Source organism: Silvibacterium acidisoli, assembly GCA_022870745.1.
Classification (GTDB): domain Bacteria; phylum Acidobacteriota; class Terriglobia; order Terriglobales; family Acidobacteriaceae; genus Silvibacterium.
In genome coordinates this window covers 351,089-374,813 of sequence record CP085323.1, presented here as the reverse complement: position 1 = coordinate 374,813, position 23,725 = coordinate 351,089, and the positions used below count along the sequence as shown (strand labels likewise).

Below are 23,725 nucleotides of genomic sequence, written 5' to 3'. Positions count from 1 at the left end.
AATATTCGCCGCCGGTCGCAACTTCTTTGGCCCGAAACGGTCTTTTCCTTCAGGCAACTCATGATGTGTCTCCCTCGCTGGACCTCTCACTTTTTCGCAGGTTGCACCCTTCTGGGCATCGCAGCCGGTTTTGCGTCTGCTGAAACCCCCGGCCGCCTCAGCGAGCATGGGCAGGCCGTCCACGCTGTGTCGAGGCTGACCTTTGGAGCGGAGCCCGGTTACGTCAGCCAGGTGGAGGCGATGGGCGTGCATCGCTGGATCGAGTGGGAGCTGCGTCCGGAGGGCATCGACGACTCGGCCCTGCAATCGAAGCTCGCCATGCTGCCTGCGATGCACCTCTCGGCGCAGGCCCTCATCCTGAAATACCCTCCTCCGCCAGTGATCCGGCAGATGGAAAACGGCGGCAATGAATCGATGCCCGTCGATCCCGTGGAACGCATGATTTACGCCAACGCCCTCGCGGATTACCGCGAGCGGCTGAACAAGCGAGCCCAGGACGCCGAAAGCGAACCCGCGAAGCCGAACCCGCAGCAGCAGTCTGCAGCGTCGAAGCTGCTCACTGAGCCGGCGGCAGAGCGGTGGGATACGCTCCAGTCCATGACTCCAGGCACGATTCGTCCCATGCTGCGTGACCTGAAGCCTGCCGAGCGCCAGCGCTTTGCCGAGGGTATGACCGCTCAGCAGAAGGAGGTTCTGCTGGCCCTGGTGAACGAAGACCGCGTGGTCGACAACGAGATGATGGACGAGAAGCTCCTGCGCGCCATCTACAGCAATCGCCAGCTCGACGAGGTCATGACCAGCTTCTGGGCCAACCACTTCAGCGTCTTCCTGCACAAAAACGGAGTCGAGCCCTGGTACCTGGCCGGATACGAGCGCGACGTGATTCGTCCGCATGCGATGGGCAAATTTGAAGACTTGCTCGATGCCGTGGCGCACAGCCCGGCCATGCTCGAGTTTCTCGACAACGAGCAGAGCATCGGCCCCCATTCGATTGCCGCCGTGCGCGCCGAGGGTAATCCCAACCGGAAAAATGCTGCGCCCGGATTGAATGAAAACTACGCCCGCGAGCTGATGGAACTGCACACGCTTGGGGTGAACGGCGGATACACGCAGAACGACGTCACCGAGGTGGCAAAGGTATTCACCGGCTGGGGCGTCGTGAATCCGCGCGATGGCTATGGTTTTGACTTCAACGAGCGCCGTCACGAGCCAGGTGCCAAAAAGGTTCTGGGACATACGATTCAGGAAAAGGGCGAGCAGGAGGGCATCGAGGTGCTGCACCTGCTGGCGATGCGTCCGGCGACCGCGCACTTCCTTTCAACCAAGCTGGCCGAGCAGTTCGTAAGCGACAATCCGCCGCCCGCCCTGGTCGATCGCATGGCTAAGACCTATCTCAGGACCCACGGCGATATCCGCCAGGTTCTGCGGACGATGTTCCGCTCGCCGGAGTTCTGGTCGCAGGATGCATACCGCGCCAAGCTGAAGACGCCCTTTGAGTATGTTGTCTCCGCATGCCGTGCGACGCACGCAACCGTGGACGACGCCGCGCCTCTCGCTGCCTCGCTCGATCGCATGGGCATGCCCATCTACGGGGTGCAGCAGCCGAACGGTTATTCGCTCAAGGCCGATCCCTGGCTGGGCGCGGGAGCGCTGCTGGCCCGCATGAACTTTGCGCTCGCCTTCACTGTCGATCATGTGCCGGGAACGACCGTCGCCGTCCCTGCGCAGGCAGCGAACCCTGAAGCGGAAGAAGCCGCGCTCGAGCAGCAACTGCTGAACGGCCTCGCCGATGCGCACACGCACCAGACGGTTTTGACGGAGATGAATGCCGCAACCGACATGCCACAGGCGCGGCGCTTGAACCAGTTTTCCCAGTTGCCGAGCGGCGAATTTTTCGGTCCGCCGGTCAAGCCGGCTGGCGTAACGCCCACCCCGGCAACCACAGCGGAAGCGCTGCTGCTCGGCTCACCCGACTTTCAACGCAAGTAATCCCATATCCGGAGAAGCTCCATGAACCTGACGCGAAGAGCATTTATGAAAGGCGGAGCGATGGCGCTGGTCGGCACCACGGCCATCCCGGCATTTCTGACGCGATCTGTCATGGCGCAGGCCACCACCGCTGCGGCCAATCATAAGAAGCTGGTTGTAGTCTTTCAGCGCGGCGCTGCCGACGGCCTGAATATCGTGATTCCGCATGCGGAGCCGTCGTACTTCCAGATGCGCCCCAGTATCGCCATTCCGCAAGGGCAGATCATCGATCTCGATGGATTTTTCGGGCTGCATCCGGCCATGGCCAGCCTCAAGCCACTCTGGGATCAGAAGCACCTGGCCATCGTGCACGCCGCCGGGTCGCCGGATATGTCTCGCTCGCACTTCGACGCGCAGGACTTCATGGAGTCGGGCACTCCCGGCGTGAAGTCGACTGAAGACGGCTGGCTGAACCGCGCACTGCAGGCAGAAAACGAGCGCATCCGCGCCTCGCAGACGCCTTTCAGGGCTGTTTCCCTGACGCCGCAGATGCCGCGTACCCTCGAAGGCCGTGTGCCTGCAATTGCCTTGAACAATGTCCGCGATTTTCACCTTGGCAATGGACCAGCCGCCGCGCCTGCGAACGCCAGCTTCGAAGCCCTCTACGCCCAGACCGCCGATGCCGCGCTGCATGGCACGGCGCACGAAACCTTTGACGCGGTGCAGATGCTCAAGTCCTCCCAGCTCGATCGCTACACGCCCGCGCCGGGTGCGAACTATCCCCGCGGAGCCTTCGGTGACAGCATGAAGCAGGTCGCACAGCTGCTCAAGGCGAATCTCGGCGTCGAAGCTGCCTTTACCGATATCGGCGGGTGGGATCATCACCAGAACGAAGGCAGCGTCGAGGGTCAGCTTGCCGGCCGCCTGCGCGAGTTCTCGGAGTCTCTCTCGGCCTTCTGGACAGACATGGGCGACCAGGCCGGGGATGTGGTCGTCGTAACCATGTCCGAGTTCGGCCGCACCGCTCGCGAGAACGGCACGCGCGGCACCGATCATGGACACGCCAACGTGATGTTTGTGATGGGCGGACCGGTGCGCGGAGGACGCGTCTATGGACAGTGGCCCGGCCTCGCGCCCGAGCAGCTGAACGAAGGCCGCGATCTGAAGGTCACGACCGACTTCCGGCAGGTGCTCGCCGAAGCTGCTTATAAGCAGATCGGTTCGAAGGACCTGGCTTTGACCTTTCCGGGAGCGCACATCGGCGCGGCGAACTTTCTGAACCTGATCGTATGAGGTCGTAACCGTCACAGTCAGAATTGTCATCCCGAACGCAGTGAGGGACCTGTTTTCAGGACGCGGGAGCAAGCGAAAAGCAGGTCCTCACTGCGTTCGGCATGACAAGGAGTGCGGCGAGTGTTCGGGACAAAGACGGAGTTACCGCCCCGCCATCCACTCCGCATAACGCGCCAGGATGTACTGGTCGGTCATGCCCGCGATGTGATCGGCGACGACGCGCGGTGCGCCCTCCGCACCGATCTCTTCGTCATAACTCGATGGCAGGAGTGACGGTTCCGCGACCCATGCCTTGAAGAGCGTCTTCACCACCAGCTCTGCTTCTTCGTGGTCGCCGGTCAACTCGGTGCTGTTGTAGAGATTGGCGTACAGGAAGCGCTTGGCCTCCATGCGCAGCTCCTCCGTCTCCGGTGAGAATGCGGCGAGCCGTTGAGCGGTGTCGCGGACGTCTTTAAGCGTCTCTACTCCGGCATCTTTCACACGGCGGCAGGTTTCGGATATCAGGTCGTCCACCAGCGCTCCCAGCATCCGCTTGAGGGCTTCATTGAAGACGAGCCGCGGAGGCGCGTCGGGATACCTTTCCAGCATGGGCGCATAGAAGCGCTCAAAGAGGCGCACCTGCTGCCGCGCCGGCTCGAGCGAGAGGATCTCTGCCTCGAATCCATCGTCGAGATCGGCGGTGAGATAAGCGATTTCGTCGGCCAGGTCGATCAGCTGGGCTTCGAGCGGCGGCCGCTTGTCGAGCAGGTATTCCGCAAGCTCCGGATATTGCGCGGCCGGGTAGTCGCGCGAGTGCTTGATGATGCCCTCGCGCACGGCGAAGGTGAGGTTCAGGCCGCGAAACTCTGCGTAGCGAAGCTCGAAGTGCTCGACAATGCGCAGCGCGTGCAGGTTGTGATCGAAGCGCAGGCCATGTTCCTTGAGGCAATCGTCGAGCGCGCGTTCTCCAGCGTGGCCGAAGGGGGGATGCCCGATGTCGTGCACCAGGGCCAGCGATTCTGCCAGCGATTCGTTCAGGCCAAGCGCCGCGGCGACGGTGCGGGCGATCTGCGCGACCTCCATGGTATGCGTCAGGCGGCTGCGAAAGTGATCGGAGTAGCGGTGGGTAAAGACCTGCGTCTTGCCCGCCAGCCTGCGAAAGGCGCGCGCGTGGATGATGCGGGCGCGGTCGCGATCGAAGGGAAGCCGGTAGGCGTGCTGCGGCTCAGGGTGTTTCCTTGAAACCAGAGAGCCGTCGTTGGGAACGGCACAGCCTGAGGGCAGCCGATCGGAGCTCATGCGCAATAATACCCGCCGCGACTCGAGAAGGTTTGATTCACCACGGAGGACACGGAGAGCACAGAGGGATGTCGATTCTGTCGCGAGCTATCGCATAGCCGGGAACACCTCTGTGTTCTCCGTGCTCTCTGTGGTGAAATGGTTTTCAACTTACGGCTTCGCTTGCTGCTGCTGCGTCGGCGCCGGAGATTCCTTTGCCAGGCGAACGCGGGCGCTGTCGAGCTTCTTCTGCACGCGGCTCACGTCTCCCGGATCGGCATCGGCGCTCAGAGTATGCGCGTATTCGCTCAGTGAGGCCTCCCACTGCGCTGCTGCCAGCTTCAGGCGACCTGTCTTCTCATAGAGCTGGCCGAGGTGGTCGTGAACGGTCGCATCGGTAGAATCGCGTTCGACGGCCTTACGTAGTTCGGTTTCCGCCTGGTTGTACTGGCCCATCTTGAAGTAGGCCCAGCCCAGCGAGTCGAGATAGGCGTAGTTCTGCGGGTCGAGCTCGACGGCCTTCTTGATCATGGCCAGCGCTTCGTCCAGCTTCTCGCCGCGATCGGCCAGCATGTAGCCGAAGTAATTCAGCGTCATGCTGTTGTCCGGATCGAGCGCGAGCGCCTTGCGGAACTCCGCTTCTGCCGGATCGAACTGCTTCTGCCGCTCGTAAAGCGCGCCGCGCAGGAAGGCAGCGTAGAACTTGTCGTCCTTGGCGGTCGAGAGCTTGTCCACCTGGTCGAGGGCCTCGGCAGCATCCTTCCACTTGCGCAGGCGGGTATACATGGTCGTCAGCGAACGGTAGACCTCAAGATCGCTGGGCGAATTGTTCAGCATCGACTTCGCCAGCGTGACGCCTTCTTCAACGTGGCCGTTGTCGGCAAGCTGGCCTGCGAGCATCAATTTCAGTCCGCGATTCTTAGGCTGCTTGTCGGCGGCCTGCCGCGCTACCTCGGTCGCCTTGTCGTACTGGTGTTCATCGCGATAGGCATCCACTTCCAGCTCCGCAGCCTGCGCGGCATAGTCGCTGCCGAGCGCTTCCATCTTCTGGTAGGCAGCCAGTGCCTGGTCGAGCTTGTTCTGCTCGCGATAGATGACTGCCAGCCGCTCAAGGAAGAGCGCCCGGTTTCCGCGCTCCGAATCGGAATACTGTCCGGTCGTATGCTCCGAGGCGGCAACGAGCTTTTCGAAGACCTGCGCGGCCTGGTCGTACTGACCCAGAGAATCGTAGACCAATCCCTCGTTGAAGCTGATCTCGTCCGAATCCGCGACCAGAGATTTTGCCTTTTTCAGGCTGGCCAGAGCCTGCTCATAGTTACCGTTGCGGCGTTCAATCTCGGACATGTGCAGGAATGCATCGGGATCGGTCGGATCGGCATTCGAGATGTCCTTGAAGATGCCGTAAGCGGCATCCAGCTGATTGTCATTCAGCAGAGCCTTGGCCAGGGCACGTTCCGTGTCAAGGTTATCGGGCTCGATATCCAGGCCCTTGCGGTACGCGGCGATCGCGTTTTTCTCATCCTTCAACCGCTCATAACTCGCGCCCAGAACAAACTGGGTCTTGCCGGTCTTGTCGTCATCCGGGATCGAGTTCAGCAGGTGAATCGCGCGAGGCACATCTCCCTGCTCGCTGTAGAGACGGGCGAGGTTGAGCGCGGTGTCTTCTGAACCCGGATCGATCTTTTCCGCCGCAGAAAACTGCTCTTCGGCATGAACGGAGTCGTGCGAGAACGAATAAAGCTGACCGAGCAGCAGGCGGTTCTGTACGTTGTTCGGCTCAAGCTCCACGATCTTCTGGTACTCGGCAATCGCAAGCTTCAGCATCTCGTCGGAGGCAGAGCCCTGCTGGCCGTCGCCAAGAGAGCGCAGATATATGTTGCCGAGCAGCTTATGCGCGTCCAGATTGTCGGGGTTCTTGCGAATCTGTTCCTGTGCGGCCAGCACAGCATCGCGCACGCGGCCGGTGCGGAAGTAAAGTTCGGCAAGGCCGTTGTTCAGGTATTTCGAATCCGGATCCGCATTGAGCGCCAGCTTGTATTCTTCCACCGCGCGCGTCGCATATTCAGGGCGTCCGAAGGTCGCAGCCATTTCCTCATATTCATGCGCCAGCATGAAGTGGTAGTAGGAAGAAGCTTTGTCGAGCTGGCCATTCGGAGTTGCCGCAGCGGAAGGAGTGGGTGATGCCGGTGCCTGCTGCTGCTGGGCATGAGCCGAGGGCGGAGCAGCGAACAATGCGAGTGCCAGGGTGGCGGCAGCGAACAGGGAAGAGGCTACAGAGATCGGGGCTGGGGCGATGGTGCTCGTTTGAGACTTGCGGCTCATGCTCGATGAACTTTCCTGCGCCCGGACCTGTCGACGCTCCGGTTCGACTTCTTCTCAGATAGATGCGGCTTGGCAGATTACAAAAGCGGGCGCTGCTGTGAGCGCCCGCCTTCTATTAAGACGATTGTAACCCGCATACGGATGCAAGTTGCATGCCAATCTTGAGCGATGCGAGGTCTAGGGCCTTTCACCGCAAAGAACGCAATCTCTGCGTTTCCTTCGCGGTGAACGCCTTTGTTTCTAGTGCCGGAAGTGCCGCATGCCGGTAAAGACCATGGCCACGCCCAGCTTATCGGCTGCCGCGATCACGTCCGCGTCTTTTACCGATCCCCCAGGCTGGATGATCGCCGTAGCGCCAGCCTTTGCAATCACTTCCAGCCCATCGGGGAACGGGAAGAAGGCGTCGGAAGCGGCCACACAGCCTTCGAGCGGCAGAATCGCCTTCATGGCGCCGAACTTGGCGGAATCGATGCGGCTCATCTGGCCCGCGCCGACGCTGATCGTCTGGCCGTTGCGGGCGTAGACGATGGCGTTCGACTTGACGTGCTTGCAGACGCGCCAGGCGAAGAGCAGGGCTGCCAGCTCGTCCTCGGTAGGCTTGCGGGCGGTTACGACCTTCAGCTCATCGGCGGTGACGTGTCCGAGGTCGGCATCCTGCAGCAGCAGTCCGCCGGAGACCTGCTTGATCACCTGAGGCGTCTGCGCATTCTTGATCTCCACCAGCCGCAGGTTCTTCTTCGCGGCAAAGCGGGCCTTGGCTTCTTCTGTAAACGAAGGAGCCGCAATCGCCTCGACGAACAGCTTGGCGATCTCTTCCGCAGCCGCTCCGTCTACCTCGCGATTAATGCCGATCACGCCGCCGAAAGCAGAGATGGGGTCGGCCTCAAGCGCCTTTTTGTAAGCCTCGAGAATGGTCTCGCCGGTCGCGGCTCCGCAGGGGTTGGTGTGCTTGATGATGGCCACGCCCGGAGCATCGAACTCCTGCGCCAGCTCCCAGCAGGCATCCAGGTCAACCAGGTTGTTGTAGCTCAGCTCCTTGCCCTGAAGCTGTGTGCCTCCGGCAACGCCGGTTTTGGTCCCATCGGAGTAAAGCGCGGCGCGCTGGTGCGGATTCTCTCCGTAACGCAGCGACATGGCCAGCGGATAGCTCACGCGCAGTACCGCCGGGAAGTCGGCCTTGGCCGCGTCGGCAAACTGCACCGGAGCCTCAGCCGGCTCGGGCGAGGTGATCTTTTCAAGGGTGTTGGCGATGGCGGTATCGTAGGCGGCTGTGACCGAGAAGGCCTTCTTCGCCAGCTCCCAGCGGGTTTCGCGGGTCAGGGCGCCGTTGTTGGCGGCCAGCTCTTCGCTCAGCTTGGAGTAGTCGCTGGCGTAGGTCACGATGGCGACGTCTTCCCAGTTCTTGGCAGCGGAGCGCACCATCGAGGGGCCGCCGATATCGATGTTCTCGATGACCTCGGCAAAGGTCGCGCCCGGCTTCTGAGCGGTCTTCTCAAAGGCGTAGAGGTTCACGACCACCATGTCGATCGGCTCGATGCCGTGTTCCTTGACAGCGGCAACATGGCCGGCGTTCTCGCGGATGTGCAGGATGCCGCCGTGGACGCGCGGATGCAGCGTCTTTACGCGGCCATCGAGCATCTCGGGAAAGCCCGTCAGCTCGGAGATATCCTTCACTGCCAGTCCTGCCTCCCGCAGAGCGCGCGCCGTTCCGCCGGTCGAAACCAGCTCAATGCCGTGCCCGGCGAGACTCTTTGCAAACTCCACGAGGCCGGACTTATCGGTGACGCTCAAAAGTGCGCGCCGCACCTGCTTCTTGCCGCTCAAATGACTGCTCCTGAAATGAAAAATGGCGGCCGGAAGAATCCGGCCTATGGGGAAATTGTATTGAAAGCCTTCGGGGGTGTCATTCGGGGCAACCAGCGAACGATTGTTCTCCCGGCTTTCAGCCCGGCGCTCCTCCACTTTGTCATTCCGAGCGTGGCGAGAAATCTGCACTTGGCGCATCCGGAAGAAATGCAGATCCCTCACGGCGTTCGGGAAGACAAACCATAGGAGCCCGTTTGGAATGACAAATCACGAGACGATGCCCGGCCTACTGCGGTGACTGCGGCTTCGGCTCAGCTCGATCCGGCTGCTGCTGGGGCTGCGGCGGCAGGGCCGGGTGGATCTCCAGCCCGGGAACATTGGGATCATGCTGGTCCAACAGCTCCACGTCGAAGATCAGGTTCGTTTGCGGCGGAATGGGGCCGCGACCCTTGTCGCCGTAGGCCAGCTGATAGGGAATAAATAAGCGGCGTTTCCCGCCGACGTGCATGCCTTCGAACCCCTGGTCCCAGCCAGTGATGACTCGTTTTGACCCCTGTATAAAGTCGATAGGCGTGCCGCGATCGTAGGACGAGTCGAACTTCTCGCCAGTCGTAGCCAGCCAGCCCGTGTATTGCACCTTGTACGAGTCACCCGGCTTTGCCAGATCGCCCTTGCCAATCGCGATCTCCTGGTAGCGCATCACGTACTGAACCTTCATCGGTGCCTTGACCGGTGGAATGCCCTTGGGCAGCGGAGTAACGCCGGCCGCTGCGGCGGTGCGATGTGCGGGGGGATGAGCAGCGGTCTTACTGGGTGCGGTCTGTGCCGCTAGTGCGAGAGTAGAGGCGAGAGCAGCGGCGATCGAGGGATGGAAGGCGCGGATCTTCATACCGCCATACTAAAGAAAAGGCAGCCCATACGGGCTGCCTTTCCTTTCTGCGAGGTTCGCAATCAGGCTGCTTCGGAGATCTTCTGGTAAGACCGCGCGGCGGATGTGGCAATCATGTGCCACACAATGCTGGCGGCCTGGCGTTCTTCTTCCTGGATCTCGCGAGCCAGCAGCTCGGTTTCCTTATCGCCCGCGGCTGCGGCCACCGAGGCAAGCGCTTCATACATCGCGACTTCGGCATTTTCCACCGAAAAGCTGATGATCAGATTTTGCGTTGCCTTCTCCGACTCGTCATGGCCTAGCTGGGCAGCCTTCGGAGCGAAGTGGAAGACGTGCGCCAGTACCGTTTTGAAACCCGAGGCGCTGCCGCCGAGTGCTTCCAGGCGTTTTTGCAGGCGATGATGCTGAGCCCGGGTCTGGTCGGCGTGCTCGGCAAAGGCCTTCTGAGCGACCGTGTTATCTCCCTCTTTGGACATCTCGCGGAGCTGCGTTTCGAAATTCCGTTCCGCTGCGATGGCGTCCTCCAGGTACCGCTTCAGAATGTTGTCTTTCGGTTCTCCTCGTGTCATTGCATTACCCTCCTTTTTAGATTCGGGTCGTGCATTTGCTGGATTACCAGGGTGGGAGGTTCGTTGACTGACAGCGATTCTCCTACGTCAACGACAAGCGGAGGAAATCGCGAAAACCCGCGCCCTCCCGGATACCCTGTCTTACAAACTACCGGTGGCCGCCGCCGAAGTGACCGCCACCCGGATGACCGCCACCTGCGAAGCCACCCATGTGTTCGCCTCCGCCATCGTGGCCGGGGTTGCCGATATGGCCTCGTCCGTCGCGGCCTTCGTTCGCGTGGAATCCATAGAACGGACGCCCTCCGCGTTCAGGCAGCGGGCCGTGATAGCCATGGTGGGGGTCCCAGCGATTGTCTACGTGTCCGTAGAAGCCGTGCGGGCCGTGGAACCAGGGACCTGCCCCGATGAAGACGCCGCCGCTGAACCAGTCGGGGCCGTAATAGCCGTAAGGTGCGCAATCGTACGGAGCGTAATCGAAGTATCCGTACGGGCAGACGGGTGCAGGACCGATATTGACTGAGATCTGCGCCCCGGATACCGGCGCACTGGTGATCAGCGCAGCAGCAACGGCCGAAAAGGCCAATAACTTCCAACGAGACATCGCTCTATGAAACCTCCACGTTCTGGTCGAGATGCTGGTCAGAGCTTTACGTGGGTTGCGCTCTATCCCCTTGCAGCTCTCGCCATTAACCAAGATGCCTACCGCAGGGAGGAAGTAGTCTGTTCAGGCTGAAATTCGACGAAGCCGCCAGAAAGCTTAAAAAATCAAGCCCGTTTACGGTAATTTAAAGGGAGACGTTATCAAGGCAGGTACCCACCCTGAGCACTTTCAGAGACGAAAATCTGGGCGTTCTGAATACGAGCTTTCCGGCGGAGTTTGTCCCCGGCGCGCACTCGGCCATCGAGACGTGCCTGAAGGTGCAGCCCGGCGAAAAGGTGACCCTGATCACCGATCAGGCCACGCTGCCCATCGCCGCTTCGCTTGCACAGGAGCTGGCCGCGAACGGCTGTACCTGGAATGCCTTCGTTTTGGAAGATCTGGCGCCGCGCCCGCTGGCTGGCATGCCGCAGCCGGTGCTGGCCGACATGGAAAGCTCCGACGTGAGCATCTTCGCAGTGAATGTACAGCGCAACGAGCTGCGCTCGCGCATGCAGATGACCGATGTCGTGAATCGCCGCCGCATGCGCCACGCACACATGGTCAACATCACGCCGCAGGTCATGTGTGAGGGGATGCGAGCGGACTTCGACCGGGTCGACCGGCTCTCGCAGAAAGTGATCGAGAAGGTCCGCAAGGCGAGAGCGGTCCGCGCGACCACCGCGCTCGGTACGGATATCACCGCTACTCTGAACCCCGAGTACAAGTGGCTGAAGACCTCGGGACTGATCTCCCGCGATAAATGGGGAAACCTGCCCGGAGGCGAGATCTTTACTACTCCCGGCGAGGTCAACGGCACCTTTGTGGTCGATGGTGTCGTGGGCGATTATCTCTGTGCACGGTTTGGCCTGCTTGCGGAGAATCCCCTGACGATCGAGATCGCAGGGAACCGCATCGTTTCCTGCGAGTCGAAGAACCAGGAGCTGCGGGACGAGTTCTGGGCCTACACCCACACCGACGAAAACTCCGACCGGGTCGGTGAGTTCGCCATTGGGACTAATGTCGGGGTAACGCACGTGATCGGCAACATCCTGCAGGATGAGAAATTTCCTGGCATCCACATTGCCTTCGGCAATCCCTACGGAGAGCACACCGGCGCTCCGTGGACCTCGACCACGCATATCGACGTCGTCGGACTGCGCTTCAACATCTGGGTGGACGACGAGCAGATCATGCAGGACGGCCGCTTTCTGATCGAGTCGTAAGAAGCGCCGGGTTCACTTGTTTGTTGTCATTCCGAGCGAAGCGAGGAACCTGCTTTTGTTCAGTCCCCCCGGGCGAGAACATTTACGGCAAAACCGCAAAGAACGCCAATGGGCCGCAAAGATCTTTGCGGTTTTTCTTAGCGTTCTTCGCGCCTTTGCGGTGAACGCTTTTCAATCCTCACCGGGCAGATCGTTAAATCCTCTGCCGGGATGAATCTCCCGAAACAGGTCGTGCGTCCAAGGGAACTATATGGCTTCGACTTTTGAAACGACCTTCGCGACGCGTCAACTCGGCAACTCAGATCTTCACATCACCGCCATCGGTTACGGCGCGTGGGCTATCGGCGGCGGCAACTGGGAGTTTGCCTGGGGCGCCCAGGACGACGATGAATCGGTAAAGACCATCGAGCGCGCCATTGACTCTGGCATCAACTGGATCGACACCGCTGCCATCTACGGCCTCGGCCACTCGGAAGAAGTAGTAGCCAAGGCGCTGAAGAACACGAAGCAGAAGCCCTACATCTTCACCAAGTGCTCGATGCGCTGGCACGAAGACCGCTCGATCTATCGCAGCCTGAAGGCGGCATCGCTCCAGGAGGAGCTGGAAAACTCCCTCCGCCGCCTGAACGTGGACACCATCGACCTCTACCAGATCCACTGGCCCAATCCGGACGAGGAAATCGAGGAAGGATGGGAGACGCTGGCGAAATTCAAAGAGCAGGGCAAGGTCCGCCACATAGGAGTTTCGAATTTCAACGTCGAGCAGATGAAGCGCGCTCAGAAGATCGCCCCGATCACCTCACTGCAGCCGCCCTATTCGCTGCTCCGCAGGGACATCGAGGCCGAGATTCTTCCGTTCTGCGAAGCAAACAACATCGGCGTCATCAACTACTCACCGATGCTCTCTGGCCTGCTGACCGGCAAAATGACAGCCGAACGTGTGGCCCAGATGCCGGCAGACGATTGGCGCAAGCGCAATCCCAACTTCAACGAGCCGAAGCTTTCTCATAACCTGAAGCTGGTTGAGCTTCTGCGCGAGATCGGCGACGAGCACGGCGTGGAACCGGGCGTGGTCGCCATCGCGTGGACCCTGCGTCATGCGGCTGTCACCGCGGCGATCGTCGGCGCCCGCCGCCCCGACCAGGTTGACGGAGTTCTGCCCGCGGCTACTTTCCGCCTGAGCGAAGCCGAGTTGAGCCAGATTGCCGAGTTCCAGAAAACGAACGCTTAGTAGAGGCAAAAACAAAAGCCCTGCGCCGCGGCGCAGGGCTTTTGTTTTCGAAGCTAAGCGGGTTACATCGATTCCAGGAAACGCGGGAAGTACAGCGTCGAGTGCTCCTGGAAGAGCGTTGTGATGTGAGCCAGCATCGCGCTATAAGCTGTCGCTGCGCGGTGTGCGTTCACTGAAGCCGCAACGCCAGAGCGCGAGAAGCCGTAGCGAACCAGGGCGACCATCACTGCCATACGAATATGCATGGCGTCGCTGCGAAGTTCCTCGATCAATTGCTCGGGAATATTTTCGCCGTGCTCGGCAGCATAATCGGCCAGTTCCATGAGGACGCCGGCATTGGTGAACATTGCCCACAGACCGTTGGCGCCGTCGATGCGGTTCCAGATGTCGGATGCAGGTACCTTCAGACCTTCGCTGTACAGATAACGTTCAGCGATCTGGTCGAAGTTGAACTCATTATTGGAGCGAAGACGGCCCACGATGGAATCCCAGTCCGCATTCCGGCGGCGAGACTGGCTGCGACGCCAGTACGTGCCGTATGCGATCAGGATCGCAGGGATCAACACGGATATGATTGCTAAAACCATAACGAATTACCTACTTATCAGCCGAGCGGGCAACGTACGGATGGTGCCTCTTGGTGTGACTAACCATTGATACCAGAAACTCTTCCATTTTGGGACTGAATTCTTTGCGTGCAGCTTCTTTCCGAACAAAACAGAAGCACCAATAGTACAGTGCACAAAGGTAACTGGCAATACGAAGATGATCGAGCCCGAAATACTGGCTGGCGTAATCCGGTCCGCCGCGCAGATGGCTTTGGGCGATCGAGACGATCAGCGACACCGCTGCATAGAAGCCCAGTCCGGAGGCGAGCTGCAGGATATGGTTTTTCCAGCCGACGCCAAGCACCTGGGAGAACGCGGCGATCAACACAAATGTTGCCAGTCGCAGAACCGCCATGGTGGTGTCGAATACCTGGAATCCGCGGGGATGGGCAAGCGTCGACGAGTTCAGGTGGGTAGCGAAGAAGAATGCCCCGACACCGACCAGCAGCAGTGCCGCCACGAGGAAAACAGGGAGCTTCTTGGGAAGAGAACGCTTTACCGGCTGCAGAACCGCCGCGGCGATTTCAATGATGATGCCGATTTCCAGCAGCGACTGTGGCAGGTCCGTCGCGAAATATACGCGGTAATAGGTCAGCGACGAGACATGGTGAGCGAGCCAGTAGAAGGTTGGCTCCATCGCCACATTTGTGGCCATCCATATGTAGAAGACCGGGAATGTCCGGAAGGTGCGCCGAAAGGTAAAGACTAGCAGGCAAAGAGCTTCGCCGAGAAAACCGGCGATCCAGAGCACGGTATCGATGTCTGTCATGCGCATCTATGGACCTTCCACTAGCTAAGCATATCAGCGGAAGGTCCAAGTGCCAGGAGAAAACGTTGGCTAATCTACCACTTAAGTACTAAGCAACAGCCGGAGGCGGCAGCGGACGCGGAGTCGCAGGGCTGGCGAAGGCAACGGCCGGAGGCGGCAACGGACGCGGGGTCGCGGGGCTGGCGAAGGCAACGGCCGGAGGCGGCAACGGACGCGGAGTCGCGGGGCTGGCGAAGGCAACGGCCGGAGGCGGCAACGGACGCGGAGTCGCGGGGCTGGCAAAGGCAACGGCCGGAGGCGGCAGCGGACGCGGAGTCGCGGGGCTGGCAAAGGCAACGGCCGGAGGCGGCAGCGGACGCGGGGTTGCAGGGCTGGCGAAGGCAACGGCCGGAGGCGGCAGCGGACGCGGAGTCGCAGGGCTGGCGAAGGCAACAGCCGGAGGCGGCAACGGACGCGGAGTCGCGGGGCTGGCAAAGGCAACGGCCGGAGGCGGCAGCGGACGCGGGGTTGCAGGGCTGGCAAGAGCGGAAGCCTTAGTAACTGGAACAGCAAAAATTGCAGCAGCAAGCAGCGGAAGAGCAGTAAGTTTGTTCAAGGTTTTCTCCAGAAAAATCAGCGGTTGGACCGCTAACTGGAGAGTAACTCGCAGCGCCTGGATTTCCTACAACTTTCGCGGAAAATCCAAGAAAAAACTAACTCCTTAGAATCAATTTATTGACCCAGATTAGGAATATCACCGGACAGTCACTTAGGGTAATTCGCAGCAAGTTACTGGGTTTTAGTTACCTCGATCTATCGAAAACTGATGGCCTTCAAAAAGTGCCCAGATTTTCTTAAAATCCGGTACAACTTCCGTAACCGAGGTAACCACTCCCTAAGTGAATCAATTTATTGACTTTATCGCCCGCTAGAATGGCGGCCATTCCACTGCTGCTCCCGGAAGAAGGCATGCGCAGGGCTCTACCCGGCAGGTTCCATCGTGAACAACAAATTGTCTCGGCCTGCCGGTCGGTCCCGTAGTCCAGAGCGAGACTCCGGCATAAGTACCGTCCCTGCGCACGATGTAATACTCCATGTCCAGGTAACGGATTCTGTTCATGTCACCGTCGTAGTTACGAACTATACGGCGCAGTGTTTCGAGGCCTGCCTCCTTTGGGGTGTAGCCCTGCCGCATGAGCTCGACGATGGTGTGCGCTCCCGCGACCTTGATGTTCTCTTCGCCGCTGCCAGTCGCACCGGCAGAGCCTACATCCTGATCGGTGTAGCATCCTGCGCCGATGATCGGCGAGTCGCCAAGCCGGCCTGAGAGCTTCCATGCCAGGCCAGAGGTGGTCGTAGCGCCGGAGATCTCGCCCTTCGTATTCAGTGCCGATACGTGGATGGTTCCGGTAGTTGGCCAGAGTATCTGCTCGACGGCCGCGAGGCGTAGTTCCGGGGCAATTTGTAAGTCGGCAGCCATGGCGAGCAACTTCTGCGTGCGCGCGGCGATGATAGGTTGCCACCCCTCCCCCGGATGGCGCGGCACTGCGCCTGGATTGAGGGGCGTAAGGGAAGACAGCCCGTGAAGGTCGATCGTGGGCTTGGGCGCGGGTTTGCCTGCGTAAGGATCCTTCCAGGCTGGGTCGGCCATTCCAGGTCCCCACCAATCCATCTGCGAGTTGCTCTCCTTCCAGAGCATCCACATCTTGCGGGCATCTTCGGTGAGCAGGTTTTCGCGTTGGAATCCGAGGTCGACGGCGAATTTTTCCGCGCCTTCCCCGACCATCATCACGTGGCTAGTGTGTTCGTAGACCTTACGAGCCAACTGGCAGACATTGCGGATGTTGCGTACGCCGCCGACGGAGCCGGCGCGGCGCGACGGGCCGTGCATGCAGCAGGAGTCGAGCTCGACGATGCCATCTTCGTTCGGCAGGCCTCCGAGGCCCACACTGTGATCGCGGGGATCGTTCTCACGGCCGAGGCAGATGTGATGCGCGGCGTCCAGGGTATCGGCGCCGTCGAGCAGCATCTGGTAGGCCTCCTGCACGGTCTGGTCGCCGGTGACGCGGGTGACGATGACCGGCCTGGCCGGCGGCTTCATGCTTTTAACGGATTCCGTGGTTTCTGCGGAAGCGTTCGGGCCCGCGGTAAGGCCTGCGGCGGCAACTGCTCCAAGGGAGAGGAAATCGCGGCGGGTTGTCATGCTGGATGGTAGCAGGGAGGCAGCGGGAAAGCGTCAGCAAAAAGCTGCCAGCAATGCGGCGTTCAGTCTTTGCCAGACGGTTTCGCGCCGGCGTTTTCTAACGCTGATCGAGTTTCCGCAGACCGCCTCTACGCTAAACTTCAGGCATGTTCAGTCGCGTTGCCGCCACCTTGTTATTTTCCTGCGTCCCCCTGTTTGCACAGGCTTCCATAACAGAAAACACAGCGGTCGATAACCTCTCGCCGCAGGTGAAGCGGCAGATCGATGACCTTGCACAGAAGGCTCTCGATAAGACGGGCGTGCCCTCGGCTTCTGTAGCCGTCGTGCAGCATGGAAAGATCGTTTACACGCATGCCTACGGCAAGGCGAAGCTGGAGCCGCCGCTCGAAGCCACGCCGGCGATGCGCTACTCGATCGGCTCGATCTCGAAGCAGTTCACTGCCGCGGCAATCCTGTTGCTCGAGCAGCAGGGCAGGCTCTCGATCGACGATCCGGTATCGAAATACCTGCCCGATCTGACCCGGTCGAAGGAAGTAACGATCCGTATGTTGTTGTCGCACACGGCGGGCTACCAGGACTATTGGCCGGAAGACTACCTGATGTTTCCGATGAAGGAGGCGACAACCGCGCAGCACATCCTGGATGTGTGGGGCAAAAAGCCTCTCGACTTCGATCCGGGAACGCAATGGCAGTACTCGAATACCAACTTCGTGATCGCGGGACGCATCGTCGAGCAGGTGAGCGGCATGCCGATCATGGAGTTTCTCAAGGCGAATATCTTCAAGCCGCTCGATATGCGCGCGGTGTGGAACTCGGACGCGGAGAAGCTGGGCGATACGGATGCGAGGGGGTATATCCGCTATGCGCTTGGACCGCTACGTCCCGCTCCGAAGGAAGGTGCCGGATGGATGTTTGCCGCGGGGGAGCTGGCGATGCCCGCCTACGATCTTGCGCAGTGGGATATCAGCGTGATGAACCGCTCGCTGCTTGGATCGAAGTCGTATGACGAGATGTTCGAGCCGGTGAAGCTCAAGAATGGAGACAGCTCCCATTACTCGCTGGGCATGTTCGTGGGGGAGAAGTTTGGGCACAAGGAATACGACCACTCGGGCGAGGTCTCAGGCTTCGTAGCCGAGAACGTGGTCTATCCCGATGACAAGGCGGCCATCGTGGTGCTGACCAACCAGGATGCTTCGCCCGCGGCAAGCATCATTGCAAACGATCTCGGGCCGGTGGTGCTGGGTGTTGAAGAAGACAAGGCAGCGTCAGCGACGGAACAGGCGCGCCAGATCTTTCTTGGGCTGCAGCAGGGCAAGATCGACCGCTCGCTCTTTACAGAGAATTGCAATGTTTACTTCGACCAGACCGCGCTTGGCGATTTCCGTTCCAGCCTGGAGTCGCTTGGCGAGCCGGGCAGTTTCGAGAAGAACAGCGAATTGCTGCGCGGCGGCATGACCTTCCGCACTTACACGGTAAAGTTTGCCGCCTCACAGCAGGTTGTGCGCGTAACCACCTACACGATGCCGGATGGCAAGCTGGAGCAGTACCTGGTTATTCCGGCGCGATAGTTCTGCTGCTTCCATTCTGAACGCAATGAGGAATCTGCATCCTCCCGCAACCGGGAAATGCAGATTCCTCGCTATGCCAGGAATGACAACTTAAAGCTGTTAGTAGAGGCCGGTCTTGGGCAGTGTGTTCTTGGTAGAGGAGTTGGGCGAAGTAGAAGCAGGCTTTGCGGGCGTTCCACCATGGTAGGGAGCGCCGCAGGCTGTGCAGGCTCCGCTCTTGGGGGTGATCTCGGCTCCGCAGCAGGTGCAATAGGCAGCCATATTCGTTTCCTTCCTTAACCATTAGACGATTGGAAGCGGTCAGGGATTCTGGAAAGAAGTAAAAAGCCCTCGCTTTATGCGAGGGCTTTTTACTTTGGGATTCGGTCAACTCCTATTGGACTGGCCGGTCGGTGTAGAGCGTCTTGTCGGATAGTTCCTGCAGCTTGTAGAGATGACCGGCAAGCAGCTTCTCAACATGGTCGTGCAGGTCGCCGCCGACGAAGAGGAACTTGCGTGGGCCGGTGCCCCACATGGGCAGGAACTCCGAGTCGGTGAGGAAGATGTGCGGGGCGTCAGGGTAATTCGATCCCCAGATCATCGACGATCCGAATTTGTCTTCGAAGTAAGACTTCTGTCCGTGAGCGAGCAGGGCCTGGCGGTGCGTGTAGAAGACGACCGAGGAGCCGTCTGCCTGATCGCCGTAGATGATGAGCTGGTCGTTCGGCCCGGCGAGGCGATTGATGGTGTCTGCCATGGGACGCGACGACAGCATGCCCTGGAAACGCACAAGAGCGATGTGCGCGGCGATGAGGAAGAGTCCGGCGGTGAGGGCAACCGATACGGTGGCTTCAAAGCCGTGTCCTTTACGGCGCAGCCACCAGGCGGCGAGCGTTCCGAAGAGCAGCGCGAAAGCGGCGATCAGCGCAGGCAGGCGCAAGCCGGCAAAGGCTGCTCCTGTCAGGTCGAAGAGATGCGAGGTGGCCAGCGAGTAATCGCCTACGCCGCGATGAGCCATGAGCGAGCCAACGTCAGCCGTAAAGGGCAGATTACGCGAAGACCAGAGGCCTGCGCCGAGGGCGATGGCGGCTGCAACCCCGATCAGGGCGAGCACGGCGTGAGCTCCGGTGAGCCATGCGCTGGAGGCGTTGATCCAGCGGGCGTTCGTGCCCGAAGGAGCCTCTTCGATGGTTGCGAGAGAGCCGGTGATCAGAATCAGGATGCCGAACCAGGCCGGCCAGGTGTAGTACTCCTGATTGGTCGAGATCGAGAAGAAGACGAGGATGAAGCCCGAGAAGATCGATAGAAGCAGGCCGGTGCGGGCGCGGAAGCGCAGACGTGAGGCCAGTGACGAGGCGTAATGAGCCGTCATCCGTGGATCGAGGAACTGGATGGTGTTGGTTGCGTCGTAGCGCAGGTCGGAGGCGAAGATGCTGCGGTTCCGCCAGGCGCGGATGAGTGCCGCCGGCAGGAAGAGGCTCCACGGGAAGAGCCACGCCAGCTGACCAAACCAGAAGGCATAGAAGTTCTGCTTGTTGTAGTCGTGCGGGTAGCGCTTGCCCAGGAAGCGCAGGAAATGCTCGTTGATGAAGTAGAAATAGAGGAATCCGTGGACGTGGCCGGGCGAAGGCACATTGCCCACGGGGTTACCGTGGTCGGGATTTCGCAGTGCGGCCAGGACATGCCATGGCGCTGCGATAGCCAGAAAGAGCAGCACGCCGGTGACAATGCGCATCTGCCGCCACTGGCGCCATTCGCCGGTGACGATGAGGTACGGAATCACTGCTGCGCCGAAGAAGACCGGAGCGATCAGGCCCTTGGCAAGTACAGCGATGGCCAGCGAGGCATAGCAGACATAAAAGCGCGCGGGCTTGCGGTCTTCAAGCCCGGTCAGGAAGGTATAGAGAGACAGACCTATAAAGAAAGTCAGGAGCGACTCGGGGATCATGAAGCGCGTCCAAAGGAAGACTCCGATGGAGGTCAGAACCGCGAGCGCTGCATAAAAGGCTGCTCGTTCCCCGTAAGCGCGGCGCGACCACAGCCAGGCGAGGATGGCGCAGCCGAGTACTCCGAGCGAAATTGGCAGGTGAGTTGCGAAGACGTTGTAGCCGAAGAGGTGATAATCGATGGCAGCCAGCCAGTAGGGAAGCGGCGGCTTCTCGAGGTAACGGATGCCGTTAACGTAGAGTGTGACCCAGTCGCCGCTGCGCGCCATGTGCTGGGCGGCGTTCGCGTGGGTAGCATCGGCGTCGTCGAGCAGCGACGGCGAGAAGAGCGCGGCAAAATGAACGGCAAGAAAGACTAAAAGCAGCAGGCTCCAGCTTTTTACGGCAGAGGTAAGCAGCGCTGGCTTGCCCTCGTAGGACTCGAGCGGCGCAGAAGGTTCAGGCATTGTCATTGGCTTCATCGAACAAAGTAAAGAATATCAGTCAGCCGCGAATGCCCCGTCTACAGGCCGTTAATCCTGAGACGGCGACTTTACGTGCACTCGTCGTCGCACTGGAAGAGACCCTGGCGGTCTGCGCAAGCGATCCCGGCGTTGACGCGATACATCGCACCCGGACGGGAACGCGGCGTATCGAGGCCCAGCTCGATGCGCTGGTGCGTACCCGGCAGACGGCTGGCGAGGAGCATCAGGAATTCGGCGAGGCGGTAGCGAAGCTCCGTAAGCTGCTCAAGAAGATTCGCCGGGCAGCTGCCCCGGCTCGGGATCTCGACGTCCATCGCAAGCTGCTTGAAAAGCTGACGGAAGAGCCCGAGGGTAAGGCCCCCGAGGCCATCGGCGAGCCGGTGGAAAAACTCGACCATTGGCTCAAGCATGGCCGCGAGCATCATGCCCGCCGCCTGCAGAAGTTAGCGGCCAAATGGGCGGGGAAGCTGGAGCAGAATCTGGTTCTGCTGGAGGCATCGTTCCCGAGAGCAAAGGACAGGCGTGCTCCGGACCCGGCGCGATCGGCACTCGACGCCTTCGCCGTGCTTTCGACGCACATGCAGCGGCTGGACGCGGCAAACCTTCACGATTTTCGCAAAGGCGCGAAGAAGGCCCGCTACATGGCCGAGTCCGGTGGTGAGCATGGCCATGCGGCGGCCATCGGCAGGGCGCTTAAGAAGATGCAGGACGAGATCGGCGACTGGCATGACTGGCTCACTCTGGCCGAGGAGGCGCAATCGGTCCTCGAAGAGGACGGGCTGCAGTTGAAAGCCCGCCTCGAGGAGCAGAGGGACAGTCACTATGCGGAGGCGATGCGCATCTCCGAGCGGATGCGCGGACGCCTGATGGGTGAGTGGCAGTCGATGAAGCCGGTTCGCAGGCGAAAGGCTCCGGCGTCCCACTGAATTCCTTCGCCGGGTCGTGTATCTTCCAATCGATGGCCAAAATAACCCCCGCGCATGGAAAAGCGCCGCAAACCTTCGCGGCGATCGATATCGGCTCGAACTCCTGCAGACTGAAAATCGCCCGGGTGGTGCAGTACCGGTTGCGCGTGGTGCACGAAGATCGCGAGGTCACGCGGCTGGGAGCGAGCGTCTTTGAGACCGGGCTGGTTTCGCCGGATTCGATGGCCGCAACCCTGGCCGCTCTGAAGCGTTTCTACAAGGCTGTGCAGTTGCACAGCGCCGACCAGGTGCGCGCCGTAGCCACTGCGGCCATGCGCGATGCCCGCAATGGCCGCGCTTTTCTGGCCTGGGTAAAGGATGAGACGGGCTGGGATGTCGAGATCATCTCCGGCCTCGAAGAGGGACGGCTGATTCACCGCGGCGTGATGAGTCACGAGCAGGGCGTCAGCGGGCGCTGCCTGCTGCTCGACCTGGGCGGCGGAAGCTGCGAGATTTCTCACTCGAACCACAAGAAGATTGTCGAAACGATCAGCCTGCCCATCGGAGCGGTGCGGCTGACGGAGGAGTTCCTGAAGAACGACCCTCCGCAGAAGGAGGAAGTGGCGCGCATGAAGCAGTTCATCGCGCGCGAGCTACGCAAGGCTTCCAAGCGGGTCGCGGCAGCGGGCATTCCACTCGTCATCGCCACCTCCGGCACGGCGGCTGCTCTTTCCGAGGCAAGCCGTGTCATGTCGAAGGGCACCGCCGGGAAAGACTACGTTGCTCCGGTAAAAGATGTGCGCCGGCTGGCGGAGAAGCTCACCCGCCTCAGGAACGAAGCCCGCAGCGCCGTTCCCGGCATCGGGCCGCGCCGGTCGGAGATTGTGGTTGCCGGTGCGCACGTGTACGCGCAGATTCTCGAACATTTTGGCCTGGCGGGCTTCCGCTACTCGGCCATGGGGCTGCGCGACGGCATCCTGGCGCAGATGCTGGCGGAGCAGGATTCGCGGACGCTCGCCCATCAGCAATACGAGCGTGATCGCTGGGAGGCAGTGCTCGAAACCTGCCGCCGTTACGGAATCGATCCGCGCCATGCCGAGCCGGTGCGCCTGCATGCGGCACAGCTCTTCCGCGATATGGCGCCGGTACACGAGCTTCCGGCCGAGTATGAAACCTGGCTGGAGTCGGCGGCAATGCTGCGTGATATCGGCAAGTTCCTGAATTACCAGGGGCACCACCGGCACGCGCAATACATCATCGCCAACTCGGAAATTTATGGCTTCACCCCCGGCCAGCGCGTACTGATTTCAGCAATTGCCCGCTACATCGGCAAGAGCAGGCCACAGCCTGAGGGCCGCACCATGAGGCAGGTTCCGGTGCAGGAACACGAGCACGTGAAGCGCGGGGTAGTACTGCTGCGGCTGGCCGTGGCGTTGAATCAGGACCGCGCCAGCGACGTACTGCGTGTGCGGACGCGGGTCTATCCGAAGAAAGTCATCCTGGAAATAAGTCCGGGAAGGACCGGGGCTGAGCTCGAGCTTTGGTCGCTGCGGAAAGAGGCCGACTACTTCCGCGAGATCTTCCGCCGCGAGCTCTTGGTCACGTTGGCGTAGACGCCGCGCAGAATGCGCGGATCGACCAGCCAGTGAAGCATCGCTGGCCGACGGGTCATGTCGACACGTGCGATGGCGCCCTTGCGCATGCGAATACTGACGCGCCCCGGTGTGATCAGCGATCCCAGGAAGAGCGGGAGATTCGGGTTGTGCCCGACAATCAGAACATTCTCGTGGACAGAGATCTCGGTTACCAGCTTTTCAAAATCTGCCACGGTAGCGTTGGGCGAAACGGCTTGTGAGACGAGAACCCGGCTGTCATAGCCGGTTTCCGTACCCACCAGCGAGGCGGTCTGGAGTGCCCGCTTAAGCGGACTTGAGACGATGAGATCAAACTGCACTTTGAGTGCGCTGAGATAGCTGCCTACCAGGAAGCACTGCTGCTTGCCTTCCCTGTCGAGCGGGCGTTTTACATCGAGCAGGGGGTTTGCCCGCCGAGTTCCGGCGCTGGCATGTCGAAGTATATAAAGATTCACAACGTAACTCGTTTCTG

Annotated in this window: 21 protein-coding genes; 8 read left to right on the top strand and 13 right to left on the bottom strand. The window is 60.6% G+C overall.

Annotation, left to right across the window (positions count from 1 at the left end; genetic code table 11):
- The first annotated feature begins 60 nt into the window (after positions 1 to 60).
- On the top strand, positions 61 to 1,989 hold the full coding sequence (locus tag LJD29_RS01540) for a DUF1800 domain-containing protein (protein WP_446743992.1): 1,929 nt from the start codon (positions 61 to 63) through the stop codon (positions 1,987 to 1,989).
- A gap of 21 nt (positions 1,990 to 2,010) precedes the next feature.
- Positions 2,011 to 3,261, top strand: coding sequence for a DUF1501 domain-containing protein (locus tag LJD29_RS01535; protein WP_446743991.1), 1,251 nt, complete (start codon positions 2,011 to 2,013; stop codon positions 3,259 to 3,261).
- 141 nt (positions 3,262 to 3,402) lie between these two features.
- On the opposite strand, the gene LJD29_RS01530 is transcribed toward LJD29_RS01535, so the two are convergent.
- The 3 genes from LJD29_RS01530 to purH all read right to left on the bottom strand — a co-directional run bounded on the left by LJD29_RS01530 (position 3,403) and on the right by purH (position 8,664).
- The gene (locus LJD29_RS01530) at positions 3,403 to 4,539 is read right to left on the bottom strand and encodes a deoxyguanosinetriphosphate triphosphohydrolase family protein (RefSeq protein ID WP_446743990.1); all 1,137 of its coding nucleotides are present in this window, start codon (positions 4,537 to 4,539) and stop codon (positions 3,403 to 3,405) included.
- 150 nt (positions 4,540 to 4,689) lie between these two features.
- On the bottom strand, positions 4,690 to 6,840 hold the full coding sequence (locus LJD29_RS01525) for a tetratricopeptide repeat protein (RefSeq protein WP_446743989.1): 2,151 nt from the start codon (positions 6,838 to 6,840) through the stop codon (positions 4,690 to 4,692).
- A gap of 240 nt (positions 6,841 to 7,080) precedes the next feature.
- Complete coding sequence (gene purH, locus LJD29_RS01520; RefSeq protein WP_446743988.1) at positions 7,081 to 8,664, bottom strand: bifunctional phosphoribosylaminoimidazolecarboxamide formyltransferase/IMP cyclohydrolase; 1,584 nt, start codon at positions 8,662 to 8,664, stop codon at positions 7,081 to 7,083.
- Here purH and LJD29_RS01515 point away from each other — a divergent pair, their 5' ends adjacent.
- Positions 8,665 to 8,892, top strand: a complete 228-nt coding sequence (locus LJD29_RS01515) for a hypothetical protein (protein ID WP_446743987.1) — start codon at positions 8,665 to 8,667, stop codon at positions 8,890 to 8,892.
- A gap of 40 nt (positions 8,893 to 8,932) precedes the next feature.
- On the opposite strand, the gene LJD29_RS01510 is transcribed toward LJD29_RS01515, so the two are convergent.
- From LJD29_RS01510 to LJD29_RS01500, 3 genes are all read right to left on the bottom strand, one after another.
- Complete coding sequence (locus LJD29_RS01510; RefSeq protein WP_446743986.1) at positions 8,933 to 9,535, bottom strand: FKBP-type peptidyl-prolyl cis-trans isomerase; 603 nt, start codon at positions 9,533 to 9,535, stop codon at positions 8,933 to 8,935.
- A gap of 62 nt (positions 9,536 to 9,597) precedes the next feature.
- Entirely contained in the window at positions 9,598 to 10,104 is a 507-nt protein-coding gene (locus LJD29_RS01505; RefSeq protein WP_446743985.1) for a DUF892 family protein, read from the bottom strand.
- Between the two features lie 148 nt (positions 10,105 to 10,252).
- Positions 10,253 to 10,705 (bottom strand): hypothetical protein, encoded by a 453-nt coding sequence (locus LJD29_RS01500; protein ID WP_446743984.1) that lies wholly within the window; start codon positions 10,703 to 10,705, stop codon positions 10,253 to 10,255.
- A 317-nt stretch (positions 10,706 to 11,022) separates the two neighbouring features.
- Here LJD29_RS01500 and LJD29_RS01495 point away from each other — a divergent pair, with 317 nt between their 5' ends.
- Both LJD29_RS01495 and LJD29_RS01490 read left to right on the top strand, forming a co-directional pair.
- Complete coding sequence (locus tag LJD29_RS01495; protein ID WP_446743983.1) at positions 11,023 to 11,967, top strand: aminopeptidase; 945 nt, start codon at positions 11,023 to 11,025, stop codon at positions 11,965 to 11,967.
- Positions 11,968 to 12,217: 250 nt separating this feature from the next.
- Positions 12,218 to 13,198: an aldo/keto reductase gene (locus LJD29_RS01490; protein WP_446743982.1), complete on the top strand. Its 981-nt coding sequence runs from the start codon at positions 12,218 to 12,220 to the stop codon at positions 13,196 to 13,198.
- Between the two features lie 62 nt (positions 13,199 to 13,260).
- Here LJD29_RS01490 and LJD29_RS01485 read toward each other — a convergent pair whose 3' ends face one another.
- The 4 genes from LJD29_RS01485 to LJD29_RS01470 form a co-directional block, all read right to left on the bottom strand.
- Positions 13,261 to 13,785 (bottom strand): hypothetical protein, encoded by a 525-nt coding sequence (locus LJD29_RS01485; RefSeq protein ID WP_446743981.1) that lies wholly within the window; start codon positions 13,783 to 13,785, stop codon positions 13,261 to 13,263.
- A gap of 10 nt (positions 13,786 to 13,795) precedes the next feature.
- On the bottom strand, positions 13,796 to 14,581 hold the full coding sequence (locus LJD29_RS01480; protein WP_446743980.1) for a hypothetical protein: 786 nt from the start codon (positions 14,579 to 14,581) through the stop codon (positions 13,796 to 13,798).
- Between the two features lie 82 nt (positions 14,582 to 14,663).
- Positions 14,664 to 15,170, bottom strand: a complete 507-nt coding sequence (locus LJD29_RS01475; protein ID WP_446743979.1) for a hypothetical protein — start codon at positions 15,168 to 15,170, stop codon at positions 14,664 to 14,666.
- A gap of 312 nt (positions 15,171 to 15,482) precedes the next feature.
- Positions 15,483 to 16,757, bottom strand: a complete 1,275-nt coding sequence (locus tag LJD29_RS01470) for an isoaspartyl peptidase/L-asparaginase (protein ID WP_446743978.1) — start codon at positions 16,755 to 16,757, stop codon at positions 15,483 to 15,485.
- A gap of 146 nt (positions 16,758 to 16,903) precedes the next feature.
- Here LJD29_RS01470 and LJD29_RS01465 point away from each other — a divergent pair, with 146 nt between their 5' ends.
- Positions 16,904 to 18,325: a serine hydrolase domain-containing protein gene (locus LJD29_RS01465; protein WP_446743977.1), complete on the top strand. Its 1,422-nt coding sequence runs from the start codon at positions 16,904 to 16,906 to the stop codon at positions 18,323 to 18,325.
- A gap of 99 nt (positions 18,326 to 18,424) precedes the next feature.
- Here LJD29_RS01465 and LJD29_RS01460 read toward each other — a convergent pair whose 3' ends face one another.
- Both LJD29_RS01460 and LJD29_RS01455 read right to left on the bottom strand, forming a co-directional pair.
- Positions 18,425 to 18,586 carry a hypothetical protein gene (locus LJD29_RS01460; RefSeq protein WP_446743976.1) on the bottom strand — a complete coding sequence of 54 codons (162 nt, stop codon included), beginning with the start codon at positions 18,584 to 18,586 and terminating at the stop codon, positions 18,425 to 18,427.
- A 112-nt stretch (positions 18,587 to 18,698) separates the two neighbouring features.
- Positions 18,699 to 20,696 carry an ArnT family glycosyltransferase gene (locus LJD29_RS01455; protein ID WP_446743975.1) on the bottom strand — a complete coding sequence of 666 codons (1,998 nt, stop codon included), beginning with the start codon at positions 20,694 to 20,696 and terminating at the stop codon, positions 18,699 to 18,701.
- 47 nt (positions 20,697 to 20,743) lie between these two features.
- Here LJD29_RS01455 and LJD29_RS01450 point away from each other — a divergent pair, with 47 nt between their 5' ends.
- Both LJD29_RS01450 and LJD29_RS01445 read left to right on the top strand, forming a co-directional pair.
- Complete coding sequence (locus LJD29_RS01450; protein ID WP_446743974.1) at positions 20,744 to 21,640, top strand: CHAD domain-containing protein; 897 nt, start codon at positions 20,744 to 20,746, stop codon at positions 21,638 to 21,640.
- A gap of 32 nt (positions 21,641 to 21,672) precedes the next feature.
- Positions 21,673 to 23,232: a Ppx/GppA phosphatase family protein gene (locus LJD29_RS01445; protein ID WP_446745918.1), complete on the top strand. Its 1,560-nt coding sequence runs from the start codon at positions 21,673 to 21,675 to the stop codon at positions 23,230 to 23,232.
- On the opposite strand, the gene sixA is transcribed toward LJD29_RS01445, so the two are convergent.
- On the bottom strand, positions 23,184 to 23,708 hold the full coding sequence (gene sixA, locus LJD29_RS01440) for a phosphohistidine phosphatase SixA (RefSeq protein ID WP_446743973.1): 525 nt from the start codon (positions 23,706 to 23,708) through the stop codon (positions 23,184 to 23,186). The two genes, LJD29_RS01445 and sixA, sit on opposite strands and share 49 nt — an antisense overlap.
- Positions 23,709 to 23,725: the final 17 nt, after the last annotated feature.